Genomic DNA, 23,910 nt, shown 5'->3' with positions numbered 1-23,910 from the left:
TTCGTGGTTCGACAGGCTCACCATGAAGCGACGGATGGGTAGGCGCGGGCTTCAGATGGCGCTTCGTGGTGAGCTTGTCGAACCACGAAGCGCCCGGCCCGCTCACTCCACCCGGAACAGCGACGTCATGCCGGCCATCATGTGCTCGGGGATGTGGCAGTGGAAGGCCCAGTCGCCGGGGTTGTCGGCGACGAAGGCGACCTCGACCCGGCTGTCGGCCCGCACCGTCACCGTGTCGTGCCAGATGCCGCGCGTCTCCGGCACGCCGTCGCGGGCGAGCAGCTTGAAGTGGTGGCCGTGCAGGTGCATCGGGTGCGGGAAGGCGGTCCGGTTCTCCATGACCAGCCGGACGCTCTCGCCGAGCTTCAGTGCGGCGAGCAGCGGGTGCTGGTGGTCGCCGGCGACGACGCCGTTGAGCGCCCAGACCTTGCCCTGGCGGGCGAGGTCGCGCAGGCCCATGGTCCGGCCGTGCAGCCGCGCCTCGGCGAGGCCGCCCATGGCGCCGCCCTCCAGGGCGATCTCCAGGGTCCTGGCGGCGTCCAGGTCCGGCTCGGGCAGCGGGTTGGCGGGCAGGCCCGCCGGGTCGGGCGGCGGCGCGGGCCGCAGGGGCGACTCCTCGGCGTACGCGATCTCAAGAAGCTTGTAGGCCGAGCCGGCGTAGGCGTCGTCGGTCACGGTGAAGCGGCTGCCGGGCCGGCCGGGCAGGTCGACGAGCAGGTCGACCCGCCCGGCGGGCGGCAGCCCGACCCCCCCCACGCGGGCCCGGAAGGGCGTGCAGGGCTGGCCATCGACGGCGACCACCCAGGGCTCGTGGGCTTCGAAGCGCAGGGCGAAGAAGCGCGCGTTGGCCGCGTTGATCAGGCGCAGGCGGACCCGTTCGCCGGCGCGCACGGGCCAGGCTTCCGGGATGAAGCCGTTCAGCGTCACCGTGTTGCCGATCCGCCCGGCGTGGCTGAGATCCATCATGGTCGTCATCGGCTCGACGAGCTGCGCCTGCTCGTCCAGGCGCCAGTCGGCCAGCAGCCAGACCTCCTCGCGGTCGATCTGCAGCGGAGCGAGCGCCGCCGGCTCGGCCTCCTCGACGATCAGCGGGCCGGCGAGGCCGCGGGCGCCCTGCTCGGCCGAGGCGGCGTGGGAGTGGTACCAGAAGGTGCCGGCGTCGGGCGCTGCGAAGGCGTAGTCAAAGCCCTGGCCGGGGGCGACGGCCTCCTGTGTCACCCCGGGCACGCCGTCCATCGCGTTGGGCAGGCGCAGGCCGTGCCAGTGCAGCGTCGTCTCCTGCGGCAGGCCGTTGTCCAGCCGCACCGCCAGCCGCTCGCCCTGGCGCAGGCGCAGGGTCGGCCCCGGCACCAGGCCGTCGTACGCCCAGACGGCCGTCTTCGGGTAGGCCGGCCCGACCAGCTGCGCCTCGGCCGGCTGCGGGCGCAGGACGCGCGGCGCGGCGGCGCTCAGCTTCCGCAGGGGCAGGGGCAGGGCGGCGAGCGCGCCGGCGGCGGCAAGGCCCTGCAGGAAACGCCGACGTGGCTGTGACTCGATCATGGCCGCCAGAATAGAGCATGATCGCCGGCAGCTGCAGAGGAACAAGTCCGTGAGCGTCCTGGCCTTCCGCGAGATCCGCGCCCGGGAGGACCCGCCGGTCTTCGATGCCCGCTTCCGGGCCGATTTCGCGGCCCTGCTGCGCTGGCGCCGCGACGTCCGGCGCTTCCGCCGCGACCCGGTGCCGCAGGCGCTGGTCGAGCGGGCGCTCGACCTCGCCTGCCTGGCGCCGTCGGTCGGCAACAGCCAGCCCTGGCGCTTCGTCGCGGTCGACAGCGCAGCCGCGCGCGCGGCGGTGCGCGCCAACTTCCGCGCCGCCAACGCCGAGGCCCTGGCCGCCCAGCCGGAGCAGCGCCGTGCGCTCTACGCCCGGCTGAAGCTGGCCGACCTCGAGGACGCGCCGGTGCAGCTCGCCGTCTTCTGCGACGAGGCGACGGGCCAGGGCCACGGCCTCGGCCAGGCGACCATGCCCGAGACCCGGCGCTATTCCGTGGTGCAGGCGGTGCAGACCCTGTGGCTGGCGCTGCGCGCCGAGGGCGTCGGCCTGGGCTGGGTGTCGATCCTGGAGCCGGGCGCGCTCGCCCGCGACCTCGCGGTGGCGGCGGATTGGCGTTTCGTCGCCTACCTCTGCATCGGCTGGCCCGAGGAGCCGGCCGTCGTGCCCGAGCTCGAGCGCGCCGGCTGGCAGGGCCGGACCGGCGCGGGACGCCGGGTGCTGAGGCGCTGAGAGGGGAGGAGGCGATGGCGCGAGCCGGCGCGGCGGCGCGCATCCGAGGCTACGAGGACCGGGACGCCGAGCCGCTCGCGAGGCTCTACCGGCGCTCGGTCGAGGAGATCGGCGCGCGCCACTACGCGGCCTCTCAGGTCGAGGCCTGGGCGGCGCTCGCGCCCTCGCCGGCGCGGCTGCGGGAACTCGCCGGCGACGGCCGAGTCAGGCTGGTCGCCGTGGACGCCTCGGTTCGCCCGCTCGCCTTCGTCGACCTGGAGCCGGACGGTCACATCCACTTGCTCTACTGCGCACCGGAAGCCGCCGGCCGCGGCGTCGTGTCGGCGCTCTACGAGGTGCTGGAGAGCCTGGCGCGCGAGCGCGGCATCGCCCGGCTCTTCGCCGAGGCGAGCGAGGCGGCGCGGGGCTTCTTCACGAGGCAGGGCTTCGCGGTGACGGCAAGGCGGGAGTTCGAGGTCGCCGGCGTGCCGATCCACAACTACGCCGTCGAGAAGCTCCTGCCGGCGCCCGACCGAGGGGCAACCGGCCCTACTGCATCGCCTTGGGGCCCTTGAGGTCCATCGGGCCGGCCTCGGGCAGAACGCCGAGGCGGCGGGCGACCTCCTGGTAGGCCTGCTCGACGTTGCCGAGGTCGCGGCGGAAGCGGTCCTTGTCGAGCTTCTCGTTGGTCTGGACGTCCCAGATCCGGCAGGAGTCCGGGCTGATCTCGTCGGCCAGGACGATGCGCATCTGCTCGTCCTCCCAGAGCCGGCCGAACTCGACCTTGAAGTCGACCAGCTTGAGGCCGACGCCGAGAAACAGGCCGGTCAGGAAGTCGTTCACGCGCAGCGCCATCTGCAGCATGTCGTCGATGTCCTGGGTCGCCGCCCAGCCGAAGGCGGTGATGTGCTCCTCGGTGACCAGCGGATCGCCGAGCTCGTCGTTCTTGAGGTAGTACTCGACGATCGAGCGGGGCAGGCGCGTGCCCTCCTCCAGCTTGAAGCGCTGGGCCAGCGAGCCGGCGGCGACGTTGCGCACGACGACCTCGATCGGGATGATCTCGACCTCGCGGATCAGCTGCTCGCGCATGTTCAGCCGGCGCACGAAGTGGGTCGGGATGCCGACCTCCTCGAGGCGCAGCATCAGGTACTCGGAGATGCGATTGTTGAGCACGCCCTTGCCGGTGATGATGCCGCGCTTCTGGGCGTTGAAGGCCGTCGCGTCGTCCTTGAAGTACTGCACCAGGGTCCCGGGCTCGGGTCCCTCGAACAGGACCTTCGCCTTGCCTTCGTAGATTCGTCTGCGTCGCATTCCTGTCTCTTTGGGAAGGGGGCGGGAGCGCGCGTTCCGCCGCGCTTGGCTGCAACCGCCGAAAATGGGGATCGGATAGGGCCGGTATATAGCAGGGGGCCGGGCTCAAAACAATGAGGCGCCCCGTCGACCCCGCCCCCCGGCCAGGGTCTTCGCCGCGGGACGTCAGGTCGCCTTGAAGCAGTCCGCGACGTGGTCGTCGACCAGCCCCGCCGCCTGCATGAACGCGTAGACGATGGTCGGCCCGACGAAGCGGAAGCCGGCCTTCTTGAGCCGCTTCGACAGGATCTCGGCCTCGGGCGTGACGGCCGGGACTCCCGCCGAGGTGCCGGGCCGGTTGACCCGCGGCCGGCCCCCGACCGTCTCCCAGACGAAACCCGGGAAGCCGCCCGGGTAGCTCTCCTCCAGCTGCAGGAAGGCGCGGGCGCCGTCGATCGTCGCCGCGATCTTGCCGCGGTGCCGCACGATGCCGGCGTCGGTGAGCAGCGCCTGGACCTCGGGCTCGCCGAAGCGCGCTACCGCGGCGGGATCGAAGCCGGCGAAGCCGGCGCGGAAGGCCTCGCGCTTCCTCAGGATCGTGATCCACGACAGGCCGGACTGGAAGCTCTCGAGGCTCAGCAGCTCCCACAGCGCCCGGGCGTCGTACTCCGGCACGCCCCACTCCTCGTCGTGGTAGGCGACGTAGAGCGGGTCGGTGCCGCACCAGGAGCAGCGCTTCGGCATCGTCTCCCGCCCTCCCGACCTTTCCCCTTCACGAGCCGCTATGCTGGCTGATGTTCTCTTTTTGTTCAAGTAGGATCTCGTCCCGGAGCGGCGCGCTGGCTAGTCGCCGGCGAGCGGCGCGTACCAGTCGGCCGGAAGTCCCGCCTCGGCGCGCCCGGGCTCGTTGAAGGGCCGCTTGAGCTGCCCGCGGAAGTGCTTGCGGACCAGCGCCTGCCAGGTTGCGACCGGCTCCAGGCCGCGACGCTCGCAGAGCCAGGCGAACCAGCGCTTGCCGGTCGCGACGTGGCCGATCTCCTCGTCGTAGATGACCTGCAGGACCGCCGCGGAGTCCGCATCGCCGGCGTCGCGCAGCTTGCCGACCATGGCCGGGGTGACGTCCAGGCCGCGCGCCTCCAGCACCAGCGGCACGACCGCGAGACGCGCCAGCAGGTCGTGGCGGGTCTCGAGGGCGGCCTCCCACAGGCCGTCGTGGGCCGGCAGGTCGCCGTAGGCCGCACCCAGCGCCGCGAGCCGGTCGGAGAGCAGGGCGAAGTGCTTCGCCTCCTCGTCGGCGACCTTGACCCAGTCGTCATAGAAGTCGTGCGGCAGGTCCTCGTGGGTGAAGCGGGCGACGATGTCCCAGGCCAGGTCGACGGCGTTGAGCTCGATGTGGGCGAGCGCGTGCAGCAGCGCGACTCGCCCCGCGAGTCCCGGCCCGATCTTGCGCTTCCTGACCCGGGTCGCCGGCTTCAGCTCGGGCTTTCCGGGCCGCGCCGGACGGTCGGGCGGGGCGGCGCTGCCGATCTCGTGGATGCGCAGGCCGCGCCAGTCCGAGGCGATGGCGTGGCTGCGCCGCACCTTGCGCTCCGGCTCGGCGACGTCGAGCACCGCGAGGGCCGCGCCGGCCAGGGTGAACTGCATCGTCTCTTCCTATCAGGTTCGTCCGGCCGTGCTCCCACATCGTCCGGCGGGCTCAGGATGAAGCGGAGGCCGGCGCGAACGGCCGCCTTCCCGAGCCTGGCGCAGGGCGCGGGCTGCGCCGGCGGCACCGCTCCGGCGCCGCCCTAAAGCGCCTTCGCCGCCTTCAGCACGTCCTCGACGTGGCCGGGCACCTTGACCTTGCGCCAGACGCCGCGCACCACGCCCTCGCGATCGATCAGAAAGGTCGCCCGCTCCATGCCCATGTACTTGCGCCCGTAAATCGATCTCTCGACCCAGGTGCCGTAGGCCTCCGAGGCCTTGCCGTCGGCGTCGGAGGCGAGATGGAACTTCAGGCCGTACTTCTCCTTGAAGCGGTCGTGCTTCTTGACCGGGTCGCGCGAGACGCCGATCACCTTCGCATCGACACCCGAGAAGTCGGGCAGCGCTTCGTTGAAGCCGCAGGCCTGCTTGGTGCAGCCGGGCGTGTCGTCCTTCGGGTAGAAGTAGAGCACGACCGGCCTGCCCTTCAGGTCCCCCAGGGACACCGAGCCGCCGCCGTCCGTGGGCATCGAAAAGTCCGGCGCCTGCTGACCGACCTCGACCGTCATCTGAGCTCTCCTGCTGGCTGTCCCGGGCGGGAAAGGAGTCGCTGGGCGCGGCCCTGTCAAGCGCCGCGGCCAGCGCCCGGCTGCTCATCGCCCGCCTGTTCGTCGCCCGCCTCCTCCTGCGCCGCCTTGGCGCGCCGCGCCGGCTCGGCAACGATCTCGCAGTAGCACTGGGAGACGCCCTCGGCGGTCTCCATGAGGCGCTGCTTGAGCGACTCGAAATCCCCGGTGCCGGCGGCCCGGGCCAGGGCGGCCTTGAGGCCCGGCAGCGCCTTCGCCTCCTCGAAGCGGTCGCCGACGGTCAGGCGCAGGAAGCCCTGGACACGGCGCCAGAGCCGCGTCGCCTCGGCCAGGAAGCCGGCGCTCTCGGGCTTCAGCAGCCCGGCCTCCGCCAGCTGGGAGAAGACCTGGGCGGTCGAGCGGCTGAGCACCTCGGGATGCGCCGCGGCGTGGCGCAACTGCAGGTACTGGGCCAGGAAGTCGAGGTCGTAGAGGGCGCCCCGGAGGTACTTGCTGTCCCACAGCGAGCGGCCGGGGTGCTGCCTGGCGATGCGCTCGCGCATGGTGTCGACGTCGACGACCAGGCGGGAGGGGTCCCGCTCGGCTCTCAGCACCGAACGGATGTCCCGCTCGATCGCTTCGCCCAGCGCCGGCTCGGCGACCACGACCCGGGCCCGCGTCAGGGCCATGTGCTCCCAGGCCCAGGCCTTCTCGCGCTGGTAGCGCAGGAAGCCGTGGCGCGACAGGGCGATCGGGCCGGCGCTGCCCGAGGGCCTGAGCCGGGGGTCGACCTCGTAGAGCCGGCCCTCACCGGTCAGGGCCGACAGCGCGGAGATCAGCCGCTGCGCCAAGCGCCCGTAGTAGAGGCTGGGCGGGATCGGCTTGGCGCCGTCGGACTCCTGCTCCTCGCCGCCTTCGGCCCCGGCCTCGTAGAGGAACACCAGATCGAGGTCGCTGGAGACGGTCATGTCGCGCGCGCCCAGCTTGCCGAGCGCCAGCACCGCCAGGCCCGGCCCGGGCAGCCGCCCGTGCGTGCGTGCCAGCTCCTCGCCGCAGGGGCCGAGCAGGCCGGCGATGCAGGTCTCGGCGATGTCGCTTAGCGCCGCGCCGGCCTCGTCGACCTCGATGCCCTGGCGCAGCAGGGCGATACCGATCAGGAAGCGGCGGTCGTTGGCCCAGCGGCGCACGATGTCGAGGCTGTCCTGGAAGTCCCGGGCCTGGCGCAGCTCCCGCGCCAGTTCCTCCTCCAAGGTCTCCCGTCCGGGGTGCGGCTCCAGGAATCGGCCGTCGATAACCGCCTCCAGCAGGGCGGCGTTGCGGCCGAGGTGCTCGGCCAGCGCCGGCGCGCGACCCATGACCTCGGCGAGCAGGTCGAGCAGGCCGGGGTTCTGATAGAGCAGGCTGAACAGCTGGACGCCCTCGGGCAGCTTGCCGAGGAAGGCGTCGAAGCGGGCCAGTCCCTCGTCGGGCTCGCGGGTCTCGCCGAGCTTCTCCAGCAGCGCCGGCATCAGCTCCGTGAGCAGGCCGCGGGCCCGGCTGGAGCGGGTCGCCCGGTAGCGCCCGTGATGCCAGGCGCGGACGATGTTGAAGACGCGGGCGCCGTCCTTGAAGCCCATTCCGGCCAGGGTATCGAGCGTGCCGGGATCGGGCTCGCCGCCGGTGAACACCAGGTTGCCCGGCCCGGACAGCGGCGGCGCCTCCTCGAACAGCTCGCCGTAGTGGCTCTCGACGCAGCGCAGCGTCGCCAGCAGGCTGCGCCGGAAGCTCCCGGGCTCGTCGTGGCCGAGAAAGGTGCCGATCCGCTCGATGCCCTCGGCGGTGTCGGGCAGGCTGTGGGTCTGGCGGTCGTCGACCATCTGCAGCCGGTGCTCGATGCGGCGCAGCTCGCGGTAGGCCGCGGCCATCTCGTCGGCCGTCGCCTGGGCGATGTGGCCGCTGTCGGCCAGGGCCTGCAGCGCCTGCAGCGTGCGCGGGTCGCGCAGGCGCGGGTCCCGGCCGCCGTAGATCAGCTGTTGGGTCTGGCAGAAGAACTCGATCTCGCGAATGCCGCCGCGCCCCAGCTTGACGTTGTGACCCTCGACCGCGACGGCGGCGCCGCCCTTGACCGACTGGATCTGGCGCTTGATCGAATGGACGTCCTGGATCGCCCAGAAGTCCAGGTGCTTGCGCCAGACGAAGGGCTTGAGGTCGCGCAGAAAGGCTTCGCCCTCCTTGCGATCGCCGGCTGCCACGCGCGCCTTGATCATGGCCGCGCGCTCCCAGTTCTGGCCCGCCGATTCGTAGTAGGCGAGGGCCGCGTCGACGGAGATCGCCAGCGGCGTCGCGCCGGGGTCGGGGCGCAGCCGCAGGTCGGTGCGGAACACGTAGCCCTCGGCGGTCCGCTCGTCCATAAGGCGCGCCAGGTCCTCGGTCAGGCGCACCATGGCTTCCGAGAGCGTGCGCCGGCCGGCATAGGTCACGCGCTCGGGCTCGTAGAAGACGATGAGGTCGATGTCGGAGGAGTAGTTGAGCTCGCGGGCGCCCTGCTTGCCCATCGCCAGCACGAAGTAGCCGCAGCCTTCGAGCGGCGCCGCGGCGCCGCCGGGGAGCTCCAGGTCGCCGCGCTCGATGCGCTGGCGCAGCAGCCAGGCGAGCGCCGCGTCCAGGGCCGCGTCCGCCAGTTCGCTGAGGGCGCCGGTCAGCCTCTCCAGCTCCCAGAGCCCGCCGATGTCGGCCAGCGCGATGGCCAGGGCCGCGCGTCGCTTGGCCCGGCGCAGCCCGGCCGACAGCCGGTCGCGCGGAACTTCCGGCTCGCCCAGCGCCTTCACCTCATCGAGCAGCCCGGCGAGGACGAGGTCCGGCCCGTCGCGCAGCAGATCGAGGGAGAAGACCGGCTCCCGCAGGAGGGCGTCGGTGAGAAAGGGCGAATTGCCGAAGCAGGCCTCGAGCAGTCGAAGAGCGTCGGGATCCTCCGTCAGCCCGACCGCCTCGCGGTCGTCGGGCGGCTCGAGCCGCCGCGCTGCCTCGGCCCAGCGGGCGAGGGCGAGGTCCTTCTGGTGCGCGTCGGCTGGCGACGGCCAGTCTGCGGAGGCGAAATCGGCGTGGAGTTCCATGGTGCCGGCAAGGTCCGCCAGCCGGGATGGTGAGGTCAAGCGCGACCCGGCCTGGCCAGGCGAGGCAATGGACCCTGTCCCGGCCGGCGATCCAGGCTAGGATCGCCCGATGGTGCTCAAGAGCTGTCGGATCGCGCTGGAGTGGCTGGTCGGAATCCTCGCCGGCGTCGCCCTGCTGGCCGGGCTGGCGCTACTGTGGCTGAGCCGCGGGCCGCTGCCGGTCGACTTCATCGCGCCCTATCTCGAGGCCGCGCTGAGCAGGGAGGAGGGCGTCTCCGTCGAGGTCGGCGCGACCCAGCTGGCCTGGGCCGGCTGGGGGTCGCGCATCCAGGTCGAGGCGCAGGACTGGGAGGTCTTCGGCGCCGACGACCGCCGCCTGCTCTCGATCCCGCGCGCCTCTGTCGAGTTGAGCCTGAGCGCCCTGCTGGAGGGCCAGGTCGCGCCGACCCGGATCACGCTGCGCGACCTGCGGATCTCGCTGCTGCGCCGGGCCGACGGCAGCTTTGCCCTCGGCCGCGAGCAGGCCGAGGAAGCCGATGGGCCGGAGGAGGAAAGCGCGCCGGCGGAAGGCGAGGAGCCGGAGCCCGAGGCGACCGAGCAGTCGGTCCTGCGCTTCCTCTTCGCGCCGCTCGCCGACAAGCCGGATCCGAGCAACCCCTTCGCGCAGCTTGCCAACGTCTCGGTCCTTGATGCCTCGGCGGTGATGGTCGACCAGCGCCTTGGCGTGCTCTGGCGGGCGCCCTTCGTGGATCTACAGATCCTGCGCGATCTGGAAGGCGTCGTGGCGACCGGCTCGGCGACCGTCGCGCTCGGCGAGAAGCGGTCCCGCCTGGGCCTGACGATGACGCAGGTCGCAGGCGCCCCCGGCCTCGAGACGGTGGTCGACATCGAATCGCTGGAGCCGGCCGCATTGGCGTCAGTCTTCGAGGGCGCGCAGGCACTGGAGTCGGTCAGCGGGTCGCTGAGCGGGCGGGTCGGCATGACCATCGACGAGGACGGGCGGCCGAGCGCGACGGCGATCGAGATCGCCGGCGAGTCGCTGACGCTCGACCTGCCGGAGCACCTGGAACGGCCGCTGGTTTTCCGGGACCTGCGGGTTGAGGCGCACGGCGAGGGTTTGGACCAGAGCTTCGTGCTGGACCGCCTGAGCGGCTCGGTCGCACCGCTAGACGGCGGACCCGGTCCCACCTTTTCGGCCAGCGCGGTCGTCGAGCCGCGCGAGACGGCCTTCGAGGTCGAGATCGCGGCCGAGCTGGGCAGCGTGCCGGCTGCGGAGCTGGCGCTTTACTGGCCGAAGGGGGTCGGCGGCAACGGGCGGCCCTGGGTCGTCGAGAACGTTACCGGTGGCGCCGCAACCTCCACGACCCTCGCCGGGACCTTCACGGTCGAGCGCGAGGGCTTCGCGCTCCGCGCCATCGAGTCCTTCGGCGGCCGCTTCCTCTACGAGGACCTGGAGGTCCACTATCTTCGCCCGATGCCGCCGCTGACCGGCGCCACCGGCAGCGCCGTCTTCGACCTCGACGGCCTCGACTTCACGATCGCCTCGGCCGCTCAGGACAACATCGCGATCAGCAACGGCGGCATAGCGATCTTCGGCCTTACCGGCGAGGACCACCGCATTTCGATCGTGTTCCAGGCGGCCGGTCCCTTGCGCGAGGCTCTCGGCCTGCTCGACCACGAGCGGCTCGGACTGCTCGACAACATGGGCATCGAGCCGCAGGCGGCGAGCGGCAGCTTCCAGGCCGACGTGGAGTTCGCATTTCCCCTGGTCGGCGAGCTCGGCTTCGACGAGATCCAGATCGGCGTCGAAGGCAAGATCGCGGATGCCGCCCTGGAGAAGGGCGTCGCCGGGTACGATCTCGGGCAGGGGCAGTTCGACCTGGTGCTCGACAGCGCCGGAGTCACCGCGACCGGCACGGCTACCCTGGCCGGCGTCCCGCTGCAGGCGACCTGGAGCGAGAGCTTCGAGTCCGTGGAGTTCCCGACCCGGGTCAAGGCCACGGCGCCGCGCGTAGAGGTCTCCCAGCTCGCCACCTTCGGGCTCGATGCCGGCGAGTATCTCCAAGGGGCGCTATCGGCGACCCTGGACCTGGCCGCGAACTACCAGGGCGACGCGCGGATCGGCGTGACCGCGAACCTGCAGGAGGCACGGGCCGCGCTGCCGCCCCTGGGCTGGGAGAAGCCGGCCGGGCAGCCGGGCGAGCTGGGGGCGGTGCTGACCATCGAGGACGACGCCCTGGTCCGGGTCGAGGAGCTCTCCGCCAGCCTGGGCGACGACGAGTTGCAGGGCGAGGTTCTGATGGCGCCGGGCGGCGGGTTCGAGCGTGTCTCCTTCGAGCGCCTGCGGCTGGGCCGCAACGCGGTCCAGGGCCTGCTGGTGACGCCCTACCTGGAAGGCGGCTACGCAATCTCGGTGCGCAGCGGCCAGCTCGACCTGGCGCCGCTTCTCGGCGATGACGGCAGGGAGCCGGCGCCCGAGGACCCGGCCGCGCCGGCCGAGCGCTCCGGCCCGCCCTACACGCCGCTGCGGCTCGAGGCGCCGGCGCTCTCGCGGGTGCGGCTCGGCGAGGGTCGGGCGCTGGAGAACGTCAGCCTGGATCTGGAGCGCGACGAGCGGGGCTGGCAGCTGATCCGCGCGCAAGCCCAGGTGCCGCGGGAGCTGTGGCGACACGAGAACCGGCAGGTCCCCGAGGATGCCGCCGTGGCCGGGAAGACCCTGAGCGTCTTCTACCGCCCGGAGGGTGGTCTCTACCGCTTCGAGCTTTTCGCCGACGACATCGGCGCGGCCCTGCGCGCGCTCGACTGGGTCGACTCGATCGAGGGCGGCGAGGGCGCGATCGTCGGCACCCTGCCGGGCCCCCTGCCCGATGCGCCGCTCAACGCGCGCTTGGAGACCAGGGGCTTCCGCCTGGTCGACGCGCCGGCCATGGCCAAGCTGCTCACCGTCGCCTCCCTGACCGGCATCGGCAACGTCCTGAGCGGCGAGGGCATCGAGTTCGACCGGGCGGTCGGCGAGTTCGCCCTCGACGACGACATGATCCGCACGCCGCTGTTCCGCGCCTACGGTTCCTCGCTCGGCATCACGGCCAAGGGCCAGATCGACCTCGAGGCCGACCGGACGGACGTCGCCGGCACCCTGGTGCCGGCCTATTCGGTCAACCGCATCCTCGGCGAGATCCCCATCATCGGTCAGCTCCTGACCGGCGGGGAGGGCGAGGGCATCCTCGGCGTGACTTACCGCGTCACCGGCCGCATCGAGGACCCGGAGGTCAGCGTCAACCCGCTTTCGATCCTGGCGCCCGGCTTCCTGCGCGGCCTTTTCGGTGTGGGAACGTCGGACACGGGGGAACCGGAAGTCCTGACGGATGTCTTTCCGTCAGGCGAGGTCGGCCGCTAGCGGCTTGGCCCTCACTTGTGACCTGCGCGATTTCCTCCTAACGTCGGCAGCAGTTGTCGTGGAAGGTAAACATTTCGCCCAGAGGAGCGGATTCTTACATTATGGCCTCGTCCCTCCTCGCGAACCCAGGCGGTCATAGCCGACGGGTCGATCTCTCGCAAAGCGAAGCGCTCTCGCGGGGCGAACGCCGGCTGGTGTTCGAGCACCCCGACGATCCGGCCCTGCTCATCAAGGTCATGCGGCCGGATTTCTGCGGACCGAATGGGCAGCCGCGGCGCCGACGCCGCCGCAAGTTCCGGCGGCGTGAAGGCGTCTTCGTCTATTTCACACGCGAGATCGACGAGTACATCGCGGTGCGGATCAGCAGTGGTCTCGAACCGGCGCAGCTGCCGATCAGCCCGATCCTGGGTGTCGTGGAAACCAGCCTCGGCCTTGGCCTGGTGGTCGAGAAGGTAACCGACGGGCAGGGAGGGCTGGCGCCGACCCTGCGCCACCTGCTCGAGCGGGGCGACTTCGACCAGGGCAAGCGTCGCAAGCTGTCGGAATTCTTCGAGGCGCTGATCGCGCATCACGTCGTGCTCTACGAGCTGACGTCCGAGAATATCGTCTTCGCCGACGACGGGACCAACCCGCCGCGCTTCGTCTGCGTCGATGGCATCGGCTCGCGCACCCTTATCCCCGTCAAGAGCTGGTCGAAGGCGGCCAACACGCGGAAGATCCTGAAGTGCCGCCGGGAGCTCGAGGCCCTGATCGAAACCTCCGGAGCCGGCCTGTCCGGCTCCGCTGTTCCTTCGCGCCGCTGGCTAGCCCGCGCGCACCAGGGCGTGGCGCTTCTTGCCTGCGGACAGCTTGATGACGCCCTCGGGGCCGAGGTCCGCAACAGAGATCAGCCGGTCCTCCAGCTCGATCCTTGCGTCGTTGAGGCGTGCGCCGCCGCCCTTTATCAGGCGTCGCGCTTCGCCGTTTGACGACGCGAGGCCGGCCTCGCGGAGCAGCGCATAGGCCGGAACTCCCTCGGCAAGCCGCTGGCGCTCGAGGGTCAGCGTCGGCAGGCCGTCGCCCAGGCCGCCCTCCTCGAAGGTGCGGCGCGCCGTCTCCGCCGCGGCCTCGGCGGCGGCATGGCCCCGGCACAGCGCGGTCGCCTCGTTGGCCAAGATCTTCTTGGCCTCGTTGATCTCGCTGCCCTGCAGCGCCGCGAGCCGGGCGATCTCCTCGAGCGGCAGCTCGGTGAAGAGCTTCAGGAAGCGCCCGACGTCGGCGTCCTCGGTGTTGCGCCAGTACTGCCAGTAGGCGAAGTCGTCGAGCCGCTCGGGGCTCAGCCAAACGGCGCCGGAAGCGGTCTTGCCCATCTTCTGGCCGGCGGCGGTGGTCAGCAGCGGACAGGTCAGTCCGTAGAGCTCGCGACCCTCGACGCGGCGGGCGAGCTCGATGCCGTTGACGATGTTGCCCCACTGGTCGGAGCCGCCCATCTGCAGGCGGCAGCCGTGGCGCCGGCCCAGCTCCAGGAAATCGTAGGCCTGGAGGATCATGTAGTTGAACTCGAGGAACGTCAGCGGCTGCTCGCGGTCGAGCCGCAGCTTGACCGAATCGAAGGTCAGCATGCGGTTGATCGTGAAGTGCCGCCCGACGTCGCGCAGGAAGGGGATGTAGGCCAGACCGTCCAGCCAGTCGGCGTTGTTGGCCAGGATGCCCTGGCCTGCCCCGAAGCTCAGGAAGTTGTCGAAGGTCGCGCGGATCTTCGCGATGTTGGCGCGGATGTCCTCGTCGGTCAGCAGCTTGCGCGCCTCGTCCTTGCCCGAGGGATCGCCGACCTTGGTGGTGCCGCCGCCCATCAGCGCGATCGGCCTGCCGCCGGCCTTCTGCAGCCAGCGCAGCATCATGATCGAGATCAGGTGGCCGACGTGCAGCGAATCCGCCGTCGCGTCGTAGCCGACGTAGGCGGTCAGCTCGCCGCCCCTCGCCAGGGCGTCGAGGCCCTCGCTGTCCGTGCACTGGTGGACGAAACCGCGCTCGGTCAGCACGCGCAGGAAGTCGGAAGTCGGCTTGCTCATCGCTCTGGACACTGTTCGCTTGCGGGCGGGCGCGTCGCTTACCACACTCACCCGGGCCGACAAAGCGGCTCGGCCGCGCGACGAGGGGAGCGGGTGCGATGGTCCTGGCGGTAGGCCTGATGAGCGGCACCTCGCTCGACGGCATCGACGCGGCGCTGGTCGAGACCGACGGCCTGGCCAAGGTCGAACCCCTGGCCTTCCTCAGCGAAGCCTACGATGCCGGCTTCCGCGCCAGGCTCCAGGGGTTCCTCGGCGGACGCGCCGCGCGCGCGCCATCCGAAGAGGTCGAGGCGGTCGAGGCCGAGCTCACGGACCGCCACGCCGGCCTCGTCGGCCGCCTGCTCGCCGCCGCCGGTCGCCGTCCGGAGGAAATCGCCGTCGTCGGCTTTCACGGGCAGACCGTCCTGCACGAGCCCGAGCGCCGCCGGACCTGGCAGATCGGCGACGGCCAGCGCCTTGCCCTGGCGCTCGACATCCCCGTGGTCGGCGACTTCCGCTCGGCCGACGTCGCCGCCGGCGGCGAGGGCGCGCCCCTGGCGCCGCTCTACCACGCGGCGCGGGCGGCGAGCCTGGAGCGACCGCTCTCGGTGCTCAATCTCGGCGGAGTCGGCAACGTCACCTGGATCGGCGCCCCGCCGGCGGGCGGGGAGGAGCCCGAGCTGCTGGCCTTCGACACCGGCCCGGCGAACGCGCTCCTCGACGACTGGGTGGCGGCGCGCGCCGGCCTCGCCTGCGATCTCGACGGCCGTCTGGCCCTGGCCGGAACCGTCGACCGTGCGATCCTGGCGCGCCTGCTGGACCACCCCTATTTCAGCCGCCGACCGCCCAAGTCGCTCGACCGCGACGCCTGGGACGTCGCGGAGCTGGCGCCGCTGTCGATCGAGGACGGAGCCGCGACTCTGACTGCCTTTACCGCGGGCTCGGTGGCGCTTGCCCAGCGGCTGTTGCCGGAGGCGCCGCGGCGCTGGCTGGTCACGGGCGGCGGGCGACGCAATCCGGCGCTGCTGCAGGCCTTGCGCGAGGAATTGGGGGCGATCGTCGAGCCGGTCGAGGCGGTCGGCTGGAACGGCGACGCGCTGGAGGCCGAGGCCTTCGCGTACCTGGCGGTGCGCAGCCTCGCCGGGCTGCCGCTGTCGCTGCCCGGCACCACCGGCGTGCCGGCGCCGCAGGCCGGGGGACGGCTCTTCCGCCCCCGGCGCGCGGCCTGAGGCGCGGCTGTTGCCCGGCCTCCTCTACTGGGCGGCGGCCTCTACTGGGCGGCGGCTTCGGCCGGGGTCGCGACCGCCTTGCCGACGTAGTCCTCGACCATGCCGATCATCTGCTCCAGGTGATTGGCATAGAAGTGGTTCGCCTCGGGAATGACCCGGTAGTCGATCAGGATGTCGCGCTGGTGCTGCAGCTTGTCGACCAGCTTGCGGACCGACGGCTCGGGCGCCAGCTCGTCCTTGCCGCCGTGGATCACCAGGCCGGAGGAGGGGCAGGGCGCCAGGAAGGAGAAGTCGAAGAGGTTGGCCGGCGGCGAGATCGACACGAAGCCGGCGATCTCCGGCCGGCGCATCAGTAGCTGCATGCCGATCCAGGCGCCGAACGAGAACCCGGCGATCCAGCAGGCCGGGGCGTTGGGGTTGGTCGCCTGCAGCCAGTCGAGCGCCGAGGCGGCATCGCTGAGCTCGCCCTCGCCGCGGTCGTAGACGCCCTGGCTGCGGCCGACGCCGCGGAAGTTGAACCGCAGGACCGAGAAGCCGCGCCGGCCGAAGGCCTGGAAGAGCTGGTAGGCGACCTTGTTGTTCATGGTTCCGCCGTGCTGCGGATGGGGGTGCAGCACCAGCGCGATCGGCGCCTGCTTGGCGGGGTTGTGCTGGTAACGGCCTTCCAGACGACCTTCGGGGCCGTTGATGATCACCTCGGGCATCTCGCCTTCGCTTTCGTTCTTTGTTCCGGCCCGGGATAGGTCGGCTGCCTGCCACGGGCGCGGGGGCCCTGGGCGGCGTGGGGTAAAGTTGACTGAATTAGTCGGGCAACCTATATCCGAGGACCGGCCCCGCGGGTATCAAGTGGCGCCCGCCGACCGGTTCGCTGCCGGGATCGCGGCGCGCGAAGATATCGAAAGGGCACCTCCATGTTCAAGACTTTGCGTGCCGAGATCGACGCGACCATGGCCCGCGACCCTGCCGCCCGCTCGCTCTGGGAGGTAGTGCTTTGCTATCCGGGTTTCCAGGCCGTGCAAATCTACCGCGCCGCGAACTGGGCCTGGCGCCGCGAATGGTACCTGCTCGGCCGGATACTCTCGCAGTTCGGACGCCTGGTGACCGGCATCGAGATTCACCCGGGGGCGAAGATCGGACAGCGCCTGTTCATCGACCATGGCATGGGCGTCGTGATCGGGGAGACCGCGGAGATCGGCAACGACGTCACGCTCTATCACGACGTCACGCTGGGCGGCGTCGCGCCCTCGGTCGATTCCGACAAGCAGCGCAACAGCAAGCGCCACCCGACGCTTCAGGACTTCGCGATCGTCGGCTCGGGAGCCCAGATCCTGGGGCCGATCACGGTGGGCCGCTGCGCGCGGGTCGGCGCCAACGCGGTGGTCACCAAGGACGTGCCGCAGGAGACGACGGTGGTCGGCATCCCGGCGAAGCCGGTGCGCTCGGCCGAGCATCGGGAGACGCCGGCCTTCGTCGCCTACGGCACCCCGACCGGCGACCTCCCCGACCCGGTCGCGCGCACCCTGGAAGGCCTCCTCGACGAGGTCCAGCGCCTGCGCCAACGGGTCAACCAGCTGGAGGAGGGAACGGCGGGGCGGAACCGAAACCTGGGATCGGCTCGGCCCGAGGGCGCCGCCGACGAGGAAGGCGCGACGACGGCCGGCAAGTGTTGAGCGGGCCGGCGCCGACCCGCGAACAGACAGGAGTTGCGACGTGAAGCTCAGCACCAAGGGACGCTACGCGGTGATGGCGATGGTGGACTTGGCCGAGCACAGCCGCGGCAAGCCGATCTCTCTCGCCGAGATCGCCGAGCGGCAGGAAATCTCGCTGTCCTATCTGGAACAGCTCTTCGCCAAGCTCCGCCGCGGCGACCTGGTCCGCTCGGTGCGCGGCCCGGGCGGCGGCTATCTGCTCGCCAGCGCCTCCGGCGAGACGCGCATCTCCGACATCGTGCTCGCGGTCGACGAGCCGATCCGCGCGACGCGCTGCACGCCGGGCCAGCCCTACGGCTGCCGCGGCAACCGCAGCCGCTGCGCGACCCATGACCTGTGGGAGGAGCTGGGCAACCAAATCTACCTCTACCTCAGCTCCGTGACCCTCGCCGACGTGGTCGGGCGGCGGGTTCTCGGCACCAGCGGCGTGATCTTCGCCGACGAGGAGGCGACCCTGCCGGAACCGGTCGCCGCCGAGTAGCGGCGCGCGAGGACCGCCGGTGCTGGATCCGATCTACCTGGACTACAACGCGACGGCACCGGTCCGCCCGGCGGTCGCCCGGGCCATGGCCGAAAGTCTGGGGCGGGTCGGCAACGCTTCCTCCCTGCATCGCTTCGGCCGCGAGGCGCGCGCCGCGGTCGAGGGTGCGCGCGGCGAGGTCGCGGCCCTGGTCGGTGCCGCGCCAGAGGAGGTCCACTTCACCGCCGGCGGCACCGAGGCCGACAACTGGGCGCTGACCGGCTTCGGCGCGCGTCGCCTGCTGGTCTCGGCGGGCGAGCACGAGGCCGTGCTGGAGGCCGCGCCGCAGGCCGAGCGGATTCCGCTGACCGGCGGCGGCCTGGTCGACCTGGCGGCGCTCGAGCGGCTGCTGGCGGCTTCGGACGCGCCGGCGCTGGTCTCCGTGCAGGCCGCGAACAACGAGACAGGGGCGCTGCAGCCGCTCCCCGAGGTCGCGGCGCTGGCGCGGCGTCATGGCGCGCTGCTGCACAGCGACGCAGTTCAGGCGGCCGGAAAGACGCCGCTCGACCGGGCCGCGCTCGGCCTCGACCTGGTCAGCCTCTCGGCGCACAAGCTCGGCGGGCCGCAGGGGGTCGGCGCACTGGTCGTGCGCGCCGGACTGGAGCTGGCGCCGCTGCTGCGCGGCGGCGGCCAGGAACGGCGGCGCCGCGCCGGCACCGAGAACGTCGCCGGTATCGTCGGCTTCGGGCTCGCCGCCCGGCTGGCCGCGGCCGAGCTGGCCGATATGGCGGCGCGCGCGGCTTGGCGCGACGCCTTCGAGGCCGGGCTGCGGGCGCGTTTCCCCGAGGCCGTGGTCTTCGCCGCCGCCGCGCCGCGCCTGCCCAACACTTCCTGCTTCGCGCTGCCGGGGCGGAGCGCCGAAACCCTGCTGATCGCGCTCGATCTCGCCGGCGTCGCGCTGTCCTCCGGCTCGGCCTGCTCGTCGGGCAAGATCGCGCCCTCGCACGTGCTGGCCGCCATGGGCGTGCCCGAGACGCTGGCGCGCTCGGCGCTGCGGCTCTCGTTCGGATGGGCCAGCCGGCGCGAGGACCTCGAAGCCTGCCTTGCGGCGCTGGCGAAGCAGGCAGGCTCTCGCCAGAATGGGGCGGGCAGCAAGCAACGGATCATCGCATGAACGACGGCAACCTTCCGAACCGGCCGGCGCGGCCGATCTATCTGGACTACCAGTCGACGACGCCGACCGATCCGCGCGTCCTCGAGGTCATGCTGCCGCTCTTCACCGAGCAGTTCGGCAACCCGCACAGCGACGAGCACGAGCTCGGCCGCCGCGCCGCCGCAGCGGTGGAGCAGGCCCGGGGCGAGGTCGCCAGCCTGATCGGCGCCGAGGCGCGCGAGCTGATCTTCACCTCGGGCGCCACCGAATCGAACAACCTGGCGATCAAGGGCGCCGCCCGCTTCCGTCGCGCTCATGAGGGCCGCAGCCACCTCGTGACCCTGGCGACGGAGCACAAGTGCGTCCTGGAGTCGGCGAAGGCGCTCGGCCGCGAGGGCTTCGAGGTCGAGATCCTGCCGGTCGGGCAGGACGGCCTGGTCGACCTTGACCGCCTGGCGGCGAGCCTGCGCGAGGACACGGCGCTGGTCTCGGTGATGGCGGTTAACAACGAGATCGGCATCGTCCAGCCGCTCGCCGAGATCGGCGCCCTGACCCGGCCGCGCGGCATCTGGCTGCACAGCGACGCCGCCCAGGCGGCCGGCAAGATCCCCCTCGACGTGGATGCCCTGCAGGTCGACCTGCTGTCGATCTCGGGGCACAAGCTCTACGGGCCCAAGGGGATCGGCGCGCTTTACGTGCGGCGCCGTCCGCGGGTCCGCCTGGAGCCGCTGTTCGACGGCGGCGGCCAGGAGCGGGGCCTGCGCTCCGGCACGCTGCCGGCGCCGCTCTGCGTCGGCCTCGGCGAGGCCTGCCGCCTGGCCGGGCTGGAGATGGCCGAGGAGGCCGAGCGCCTGACCGTGCTGCGCGCGCGCTTCCTGGCCGAGCTGACCGCGCGGGTGCCCGGCGTCGCGCTCAACGGCGATGCCGAGCGCCGGATCCCGGGCAATCTCAACCTCTCCTTCGAGGGGGTCGAGACCCAGGAACTGATCGACCATCTGGTCGGCGTCGCGGCCTCGAGCGGCAGCGCCTGCAGCTCGGCGGCGATCGAGCCGTCCTACGTCGTCCAGGCACTCGGACTGCCCGACTGGCGGACGCGCGGCGCGCTGCGCATCGGCCTCGGGCGCTTCTCCACGGGCGGCGAGATCGACCGGGCGGTGGGCATCCTGGCCGAGACGGTCGCCAGCCTGCGCGCCCGCCGCGGCGCAGGCGGCGGCGAGACTGCCGCGGAATAGCAGGGGCCCGCCGCTACGGCTTGTCGCGGTCGGGGGAGTCTGGTACTGGCGCCCGCAATCTCCTACATGGACGGTGCCGCCGTCATTTTGAGCAACAGAGTCGATCGGGCCCGGCCCGGAGGGAAAAGTTCGTCATGCCGAAAATGGTCTTCATCGAGCGCGACGGGAACCGCAAGGAAGTCGACGCGCCGGTTGGACTGTCCGTGCTGGAGATCGCGCATCGCAACGACATCGACATTGAGGGCGCTTGCGAGGGGTCGCTCGCCTGCTCGACCTGTCACGTCATCGTCGTTCCCGACTGGTACCGGAAGCTGCAGGAGCCGAGCGAGGACGAGGAGGACATGCTCGACCTCGCCTTCGACCTGCAGAAGACCTCCCGCCTCGGCTGCCAGCTGATCATGAGCGACGAGCTCGACGGCCTGACCGTCGCGCTGCCCGGCGAAACCCGCAACATGCTGCTCGAGTAGCGGTGGCCGAAGCGACGCTCTTCGAGGCGCTGACCGCTTCCTGCCGCGAGGACTGGCGGGCCTACGTCGAGCACGGCTTCGTCCGCGGCCTGGCCGACGGCAGCCTGCCCGAGGCCCGCTTCCGCCACTACCTGGCCCAGGACTACCGGTTCCTGCTGCACTACAGCCGGGCCTGGTCGCTGGCGGTCGTCAAGTCGGACCAGCTCGACGACCTGCGCCAGTCGGCCGCCCTCGTCGACCTGCTGCTCAACCACGAGATCGCGCTGCATGTCGAGTTCTGCCGCGGATGGGGCCTGGACGAGGCGGCGCTTGCGGCCACGCCGGAGGCGCCGGCCAACCGGCTCTACACCCGCTACGTGATGGACCGGGGCCTGGCCGGCGACCTGCTCGACCTGCTGGTCGCCCTGGCACCCTGCGGCCTCGGCTATGCCGAAGTCGGCCGCCGCCTGCTCGCCGACCCGGCGACCCGGCTGGAGGGCAACCCCTACCGAGCCTGGATCGAGCTCTACGGCGGGCGGGAGTTCCAGGAGGGCGCCGCCGCCATGGCCGAACAGCTCGACCGGGTCGCCGGCCGCCGCGGCCTGCTCCGGCCCTGGCCGTCGAGCCCGCGTTGGCCCTCCCTGGCCGAGACCTTCGCCACGGCCGTTCGGCTGGAGGTCGGCTTCTGGGACATGGGATTGGCGCCGGGGGTGCTTGAAGCGGAGGGCGCTTGAAGCGGCCGGCCACGGGAGCGACCCTGCCGATCACAGCCTCGAGGTGCCGATGGCGGATGCACGCGACCCCTATGCCCTGCTCGAGGGCGGCCTCGGCGGCCTGCTGCTGCGGCCCTGGTTCGACCGCCTGGCGCTCGGCTGGGTCTCGCGCCTGTACTTCCCGCTGTCGCGCGCCTGGGCGGCGGCGGCCGGCGCCGAGGGCAGCCTGGAGCGGTTCTGGGCCGGCATCGGCGGGCCGCGCGGCCAGCGCCTGGTCGCCGAGCACGGGCTGAGGGCGACGAGGGCGCGCCTCGGCGACTACGAGGCCGCCGAGCGGCGCTTCCAGGCGGCGGCCTTCGGCGGCGAGACCCCCACCGAGGTCCTCGCCAGCCTCACCGACGCGCGCGCGGCGGCGGCGCACCGCTTCATGATGGCGCGCGGCTTCTTCCTGCCGCTGCATCTCGCCCAGGCGATCCCGCCGGTGGCGCTGGAGGTCGCGACGCCGGCCGAGGTGGCGGCACTTCAGGGCGCCCGGCTCGCCGGCAGCGCGCCGCCCTGGCCGTTTCCCGACGATGGCGGCGTCGAGCCGTCGGCGAGCTTCGCGCGCGACGGCTGCCGCATCGGCTGGCTGCGCTTCCGCTCGCCGGCGACGGGCGAGGAGTGCCTGGCGCGCTACGAGGAGCCGGAGGACGCGCCCGCCGTCGGCACCTTGGTCTTCCTGCACGGCCTGGGCATGGAGACCGAGTTCTGGAAGGAGCTCGCCGACCCCTACCGGCCCCTGGTGCGCCGCGGCCTGCGCATCGTGCGCCCCGAGGGGCCGTGGCACGGCCGCCGGCGGCCGGCCGCCCGCTACGGCGGCGCGCCGATGCTCGGCCGCGGCCCGCTCGGCCTGATCGAGGTCTTCCAGGCCTGGGTCGCCGAGACCGCGCTGCTGCTCGCCCATCTGCGCCGGGAGCGGCCGGGGCCGCTTGCCGTCGGCGGCGTCTCGCTCGGCGCGCTGACCGCGCAGCTCGCGCTGACGGCCGCCGCCGGCTGGCCACAGGCGGCACGGCCCGACGCGGCCCTGCTGATCGCGACCAGCGGCGCCCTCGACGATCTGGCAAAGCGCGCCAGCCTGACCCGCGCGCTCGGCCTGCCGGCCTCGATTCGAGCCGCAGGCTGGGACGAGACGGCGCTGCGCCGCGTTCTGCCGCTGATGGCCCCGCTCGGCTTGCCGGCCTTGCCGCCGGAGCGGGTCGTCATGGTGCTCGGCGCCTCCGACGACCTCGTGCCCTACGACGGCGGCGCCGCCCTCGCCGAGCGCTGGGCGGTGCCGGCGGACAACCTCTTCGTGCGGCCCCAGGGTCATTTCTCGGTGTCGCTGGGCATGATGAACGACCCGGCGCCGATCGACCGCCTGCTGGCGCTGCTGGCCGAGGCCAGGCCCTGAGCACGTGGGCTGCCAGGCCATGGCCCTTGTGCCGGGGATGACAAAAATATGACAATCCCGTTACAGCCGGCCGCCCGAGCCGGCAGAACCGAACGGGGTGAGACAATGACGGACTCTCGGAAAAGTACCTGCCTGCGCAGGACGCTGGCTGCGGCTGCGGTCGCCCTCATGGCCGCAGGTGGGCCGGCGCTCGCCGGCACGATCACGGTCTATACCTCCTACGAGGAGGACGAGCTTGCGGCCTTCCTGGAGAAGGCCAAGAAGGACCTGCCGGACGTGCAGGTCGACGTGCTGCGCCTTTCGACCGGCGACCTGCACGCCCGCATGCTGGCAGAAGCCTCCAACCCGAAGCAGGACGTGATCTGGGGCTGGGCCGCGACCTCCATGGTCGATCCGCGCATCCTGGAGCTGGTCGAGCCCTACGAGCCGGCCGGCATCGACAAGGTGCCGGCGCGCTTTCGCGACGCCGACAATCGCTGGTTCGCGACGACCGGCTACATGGGCGCTTTCTGCGTCAACAACGAGATCCTGAAAGCCGACGACCTGCCGATGCCGGCGACCTGGAACGACCTGCTGAAGCCCGAGTACGAGGGCCGGCTGGTCATGCCCAATCCCGCGAGCTCCGGCACCGGCTATCTGCATGTCGCCTCGATCCTGCAGATGATGGGCGAGGAGAAGGGCTGGGAGTTCCTCGACGCCCTCGACAAGAACATGGCGCAGTACATCAAGAGCGGCTCCAAGCCCTGCAACGTCGCCAGCGCCGGCGAGTACGCGATCGGCATCTCCTTCGCGCTGCGCGCCATCAAGAACGTCGAGGAGGGCTATCCCATCACCATGGTCGTGCCCAGCGAGGGCGCCGGCCACGAGCTTGAGGCCTCGGCCCTGATGAAGAGCTCGCAGAACAAGGAGGACGCCAAGAAGTTCCTCGACTGGATCCTCAGCGCCCAGGCGGCCGAGGAGTACAACAACTGGAAGTCGATCGTGACCATGTCCGACCGCGAGATGCCGAAGCGCTTCCTGGAGGCGGGCCTGCCGGCCGACATCTCGACGGTGCTGTTCGACGTCGACTACGCCTGGGCGGCCGAAAATCGCGACCGCATCCTGGCGGAGTGGCAGAAGCGCTACGAGCGCTAGACGCCGGGCCACGACGGGGGCGGGCCGGGATCGACCGGCCCGCCCGACCGGCCCGCGCGCCCGCTCTTCGCTTCGCCTGCCTTCATTCGATCCGGACTGATCCGG

General features: G+C 71.9%; 20 protein-coding genes and 1 pseudogene. 13 read left to right on the top strand and 8 right to left on the bottom strand.

The annotated features are described in order from the left end of the window. Positions 1–102 precede the first annotated feature (102 nt). A complete protein-coding gene (locus WD341_RS03600; RefSeq protein ID WP_368424051.1) occupies positions 103–1,539 on the bottom strand; it encodes a multicopper oxidase family protein in 1,437 nt (478 codons plus the stop codon). 49 nt (positions 1,540–1,588) lie between these two features. Between WD341_RS03600 and bluB the strand changes: the two genes are divergently transcribed. Next, positions 1,589–2,263: a 5,6-dimethylbenzimidazole synthase gene (gene bluB / locus WD341_RS03595; protein ID WP_368424050.1), complete on the top strand. Its 675-nt coding sequence runs from the start codon at positions 1,589–1,591 to the stop codon at positions 2,261–2,263. 14 nt (positions 2,264–2,277) lie between these two features. Then, the gene (locus WD341_RS03590; protein ID WP_368424049.1) at positions 2,278–2,817 is read left to right on the top strand and encodes a GNAT family N-acetyltransferase; all 540 of its coding nucleotides are present in this window, start codon (positions 2,278–2,280) and stop codon (positions 2,815–2,817) included. Here WD341_RS03590 and purC read toward each other — a convergent pair. The 5 genes from purC to WD341_RS03565 form a co-directional block, all read right to left on the bottom strand. Next, a complete protein-coding gene (gene purC, locus WD341_RS03585) occupies positions 2,792–3,553 on the bottom strand; it encodes a phosphoribosylaminoimidazolesuccinocarboxamide synthase (protein ID WP_368424048.1) in 762 nt (253 codons plus the stop codon). The genes WD341_RS03590 and purC overlap by 26 nt on opposite strands. Positions 3,554–3,718: 165 nt before the next feature. After that, complete coding sequence (locus tag WD341_RS03580; protein WP_368424047.1) at positions 3,719–4,276, bottom strand: DNA-3-methyladenine glycosylase I; 558 nt, start codon at positions 4,274–4,276, stop codon at positions 3,719–3,721. A gap of 99 nt (positions 4,277–4,375) precedes the next feature. Further along, entirely contained in the window at positions 4,376–5,176 is an 801-nt protein-coding gene (locus WD341_RS03575) for a ferritin-like domain-containing protein (protein WP_368424046.1), read from the bottom strand. 143 nt (positions 5,177–5,319) lie between these two features. Continuing rightward, a complete protein-coding gene (bcp, locus tag WD341_RS03570; RefSeq protein WP_368424045.1) occupies positions 5,320–5,784 on the bottom strand; it encodes a thioredoxin-dependent thiol peroxidase in 465 nt (154 codons plus the stop codon). Between the two features lie 56 nt (positions 5,785–5,840). Further along, positions 5,841–8,912 (bottom strand): bifunctional [glutamine synthetase] adenylyltransferase/[glutamine synthetase]-adenylyl-L-tyrosine phosphorylase, encoded by a 3,072-nt coding sequence (locus WD341_RS03565; RefSeq protein ID WP_368424044.1) that lies wholly within the window; start codon positions 8,910–8,912, stop codon positions 5,841–5,843. Positions 8,913–8,982: 70 nt separating this feature from the next. Here WD341_RS03565 and WD341_RS03560 point away from each other — a divergent pair, with 70 nt between their 5' ends. Continuing rightward, positions 8,983–12,270 (top strand): AsmA-like C-terminal domain-containing protein, encoded by a 3,288-nt coding sequence (locus WD341_RS03560; RefSeq protein ID WP_368424043.1) that lies wholly within the window; start codon positions 8,983–8,985, stop codon positions 12,268–12,270. Positions 12,271–12,371: 101 nt separating this feature from the next. Continuing rightward, positions 12,372–12,998 (top strand): annotated as a pseudogene (locus tag WD341_RS03555) (YrbL family protein); the annotation flags it as partial. Between the two features lie 75 nt (positions 12,999–13,073). Here WD341_RS03555 and tyrS read toward each other — a convergent pair. Continuing rightward, the gene (gene tyrS, locus WD341_RS03550; RefSeq protein ID WP_368424042.1) at positions 13,074–14,321 is read right to left on the bottom strand and encodes a tyrosine--tRNA ligase; all 1,248 of its coding nucleotides are present in this window, start codon (positions 14,319–14,321) and stop codon (positions 13,074–13,076) included. 98 nt (positions 14,322–14,419) lie between these two features. Here tyrS and WD341_RS03545 point away from each other — a divergent pair, with 98 nt between their 5' ends. Continuing rightward, positions 14,420–15,529: an anhydro-N-acetylmuramic acid kinase gene (locus WD341_RS03545; protein WP_368424041.1), complete on the top strand. Its 1,110-nt coding sequence runs from the start codon at positions 14,420–14,422 to the stop codon at positions 15,527–15,529. A 41-nt stretch (positions 15,530–15,570) separates the two neighbouring features. Here WD341_RS03545 and WD341_RS03540 read toward each other — a convergent pair whose 3' ends face one another. Continuing rightward, entirely contained in the window at positions 15,571–16,233 is a 663-nt protein-coding gene (locus tag WD341_RS03540) for an alpha/beta hydrolase (protein WP_368424040.1), read from the bottom strand. A 96-nt stretch (positions 16,234–16,329) separates the two neighbouring features. On the opposite strand from WD341_RS03540, the gene cysE reads away from it, so the two are divergent. The 8 genes from cysE (at position 16,330) to WD341_RS03500 (ending at position 23,805) form a co-directional block, all read left to right on the top strand. Next, positions 16,330–17,199, top strand: coding sequence for a serine O-acetyltransferase (gene cysE, locus WD341_RS03535; RefSeq protein ID WP_368424052.1), 870 nt, complete (start codon positions 16,330–16,332; stop codon positions 17,197–17,199). A gap of 40 nt (positions 17,200–17,239) precedes the next feature. Beyond that, a complete protein-coding gene (locus tag WD341_RS03530; protein ID WP_368424039.1) occupies positions 17,240–17,719 on the top strand; it encodes an Rrf2 family transcriptional regulator in 480 nt (159 codons plus the stop codon). A gap of 19 nt (positions 17,720–17,738) precedes the next feature. Then, a complete protein-coding gene (locus WD341_RS03525; RefSeq protein WP_368424038.1) occupies positions 17,739–18,872 on the top strand; it encodes a cysteine desulfurase family protein in 1,134 nt (377 codons plus the stop codon). After that, complete coding sequence (locus tag WD341_RS03520; RefSeq protein ID WP_368424037.1) at positions 18,869–20,083, top strand: cysteine desulfurase family protein; 1,215 nt, start codon at positions 18,869–18,871, stop codon at positions 20,081–20,083. The genes WD341_RS03525 and WD341_RS03520 overlap by 4 nt, the downstream gene beginning before the upstream one ends. Before the next feature lie 134 nt (positions 20,084–20,217). Continuing rightward, the gene (locus tag WD341_RS03515) at positions 20,218–20,550 is read left to right on the top strand and encodes a ferredoxin family 2Fe-2S iron-sulfur cluster binding protein (protein ID WP_368424036.1); all 333 of its coding nucleotides are present in this window, start codon (positions 20,218–20,220) and stop codon (positions 20,548–20,550) included. Positions 20,551–20,552: 2 nt separating this feature from the next. Then, entirely contained in the window at positions 20,553–21,263 is a 711-nt protein-coding gene (locus WD341_RS03510; RefSeq protein ID WP_368424035.1) for a TenA family protein, read from the top strand. A gap of 49 nt (positions 21,264–21,312) precedes the next feature. Next, positions 21,313–22,671, top strand: coding sequence for an alpha/beta hydrolase (locus WD341_RS03505; protein ID WP_368424034.1), 1,359 nt, complete (start codon positions 21,313–21,315; stop codon positions 22,669–22,671). A 105-nt stretch (positions 22,672–22,776) separates the two neighbouring features. Then, positions 22,777–23,805 (top strand): ABC transporter substrate-binding protein, encoded by a 1,029-nt coding sequence (locus WD341_RS03500; RefSeq protein ID WP_368424033.1) that lies wholly within the window; start codon positions 22,777–22,779, stop codon positions 23,803–23,805. Positions 23,806–23,910: the final 105 nt, after the last annotated feature.

It is taken from the genome of Tistlia sp. (assembly GCF_040905785.1).
In the GTDB taxonomy this organism is placed as follows: Bacteria; Pseudomonadota; Alphaproteobacteria; order Kiloniellales; family DSM-21159; genus Tistlia.
This window is presented reverse-complemented; position numbering and strand designations above follow the sequence as displayed.

What these genes read in the sequence shown, in the direction of transcription:
- WD341_RS03505 (WP_368424034.1), top strand. Translation starts at nt 21,313, where the DNA reads ATGGCGGATGCACGCGACCCCTATGCCCTGCTCGAGGGCGGCCTCGGC.
- WD341_RS03600 (WP_368424051.1), bottom strand. Translation starts at nt 1,539, where the DNA reads ATGATCGAGTCACAGCCACGTCGGCGTTTCCTGCAGGGCCTTGCCGCC.
- WD341_RS03580 (WP_368424047.1), bottom strand. Translation starts at nt 4,276, where the DNA reads ATGCCGAAGCGCTGCTCCTGGTGCGGCACCGACCCGCTCTACGTCGCC.
- WD341_RS03540 (WP_368424040.1), bottom strand. Translation starts at nt 16,233, where the DNA reads ATGCCCGAGGTGATCATCAACGGCCCCGAAGGTCGTCTGGAAGGCCGT.
- WD341_RS03575 (WP_368424046.1), bottom strand. Translation starts at nt 5,176, where the DNA reads ATGCAGTTCACCCTGGCCGGCGCGGCCCTCGCGGTGCTCGACGTCGCC.
- bcp (WP_368424045.1), bottom strand. Translation starts at nt 5,784, where the DNA reads ATGACGGTCGAGGTCGGTCAGCAGGCGCCGGACTTTTCGATGCCCACG.
- WD341_RS03515 (WP_368424036.1), top strand. Translation starts at nt 20,218, where the DNA reads ATGCCGAAAATGGTCTTCATCGAGCGCGACGGGAACCGCAAGGAAGTC.
- purC (WP_368424048.1), bottom strand. Translation starts at nt 3,553, where the DNA reads ATGCGACGCAGACGAATCTACGAAGGCAAGGCGAAGGTCCTGTTCGAG.
- WD341_RS03560 (WP_368424043.1), top strand. Translation starts at nt 8,983, where the DNA reads ATGGTGCTCAAGAGCTGTCGGATCGCGCTGGAGTGGCTGGTCGGAATC.
- tyrS (WP_368424042.1), bottom strand. Translation starts at nt 14,321, where the DNA reads ATGAGCAAGCCGACTTCCGACTTCCTGCGCGTGCTGACCGAGCGCGGT.
- WD341_RS03520 (WP_368424037.1), top strand. Translation starts at nt 18,869, where the DNA reads ATGAACGACGGCAACCTTCCGAACCGGCCGGCGCGGCCGATCTATCTG.
- WD341_RS03590 (WP_368424049.1), top strand. Translation starts at nt 2,278, where the DNA reads ATGGCGCGAGCCGGCGCGGCGGCGCGCATCCGAGGCTACGAGGACCGG.
- WD341_RS03500 (WP_368424033.1), top strand. Translation starts at nt 22,777, where the DNA reads ATGACGGACTCTCGGAAAAGTACCTGCCTGCGCAGGACGCTGGCTGCG.
- WD341_RS03545 (WP_368424041.1), top strand. Translation starts at nt 14,420, where the DNA reads ATGGTCCTGGCGGTAGGCCTGATGAGCGGCACCTCGCTCGACGGCATC.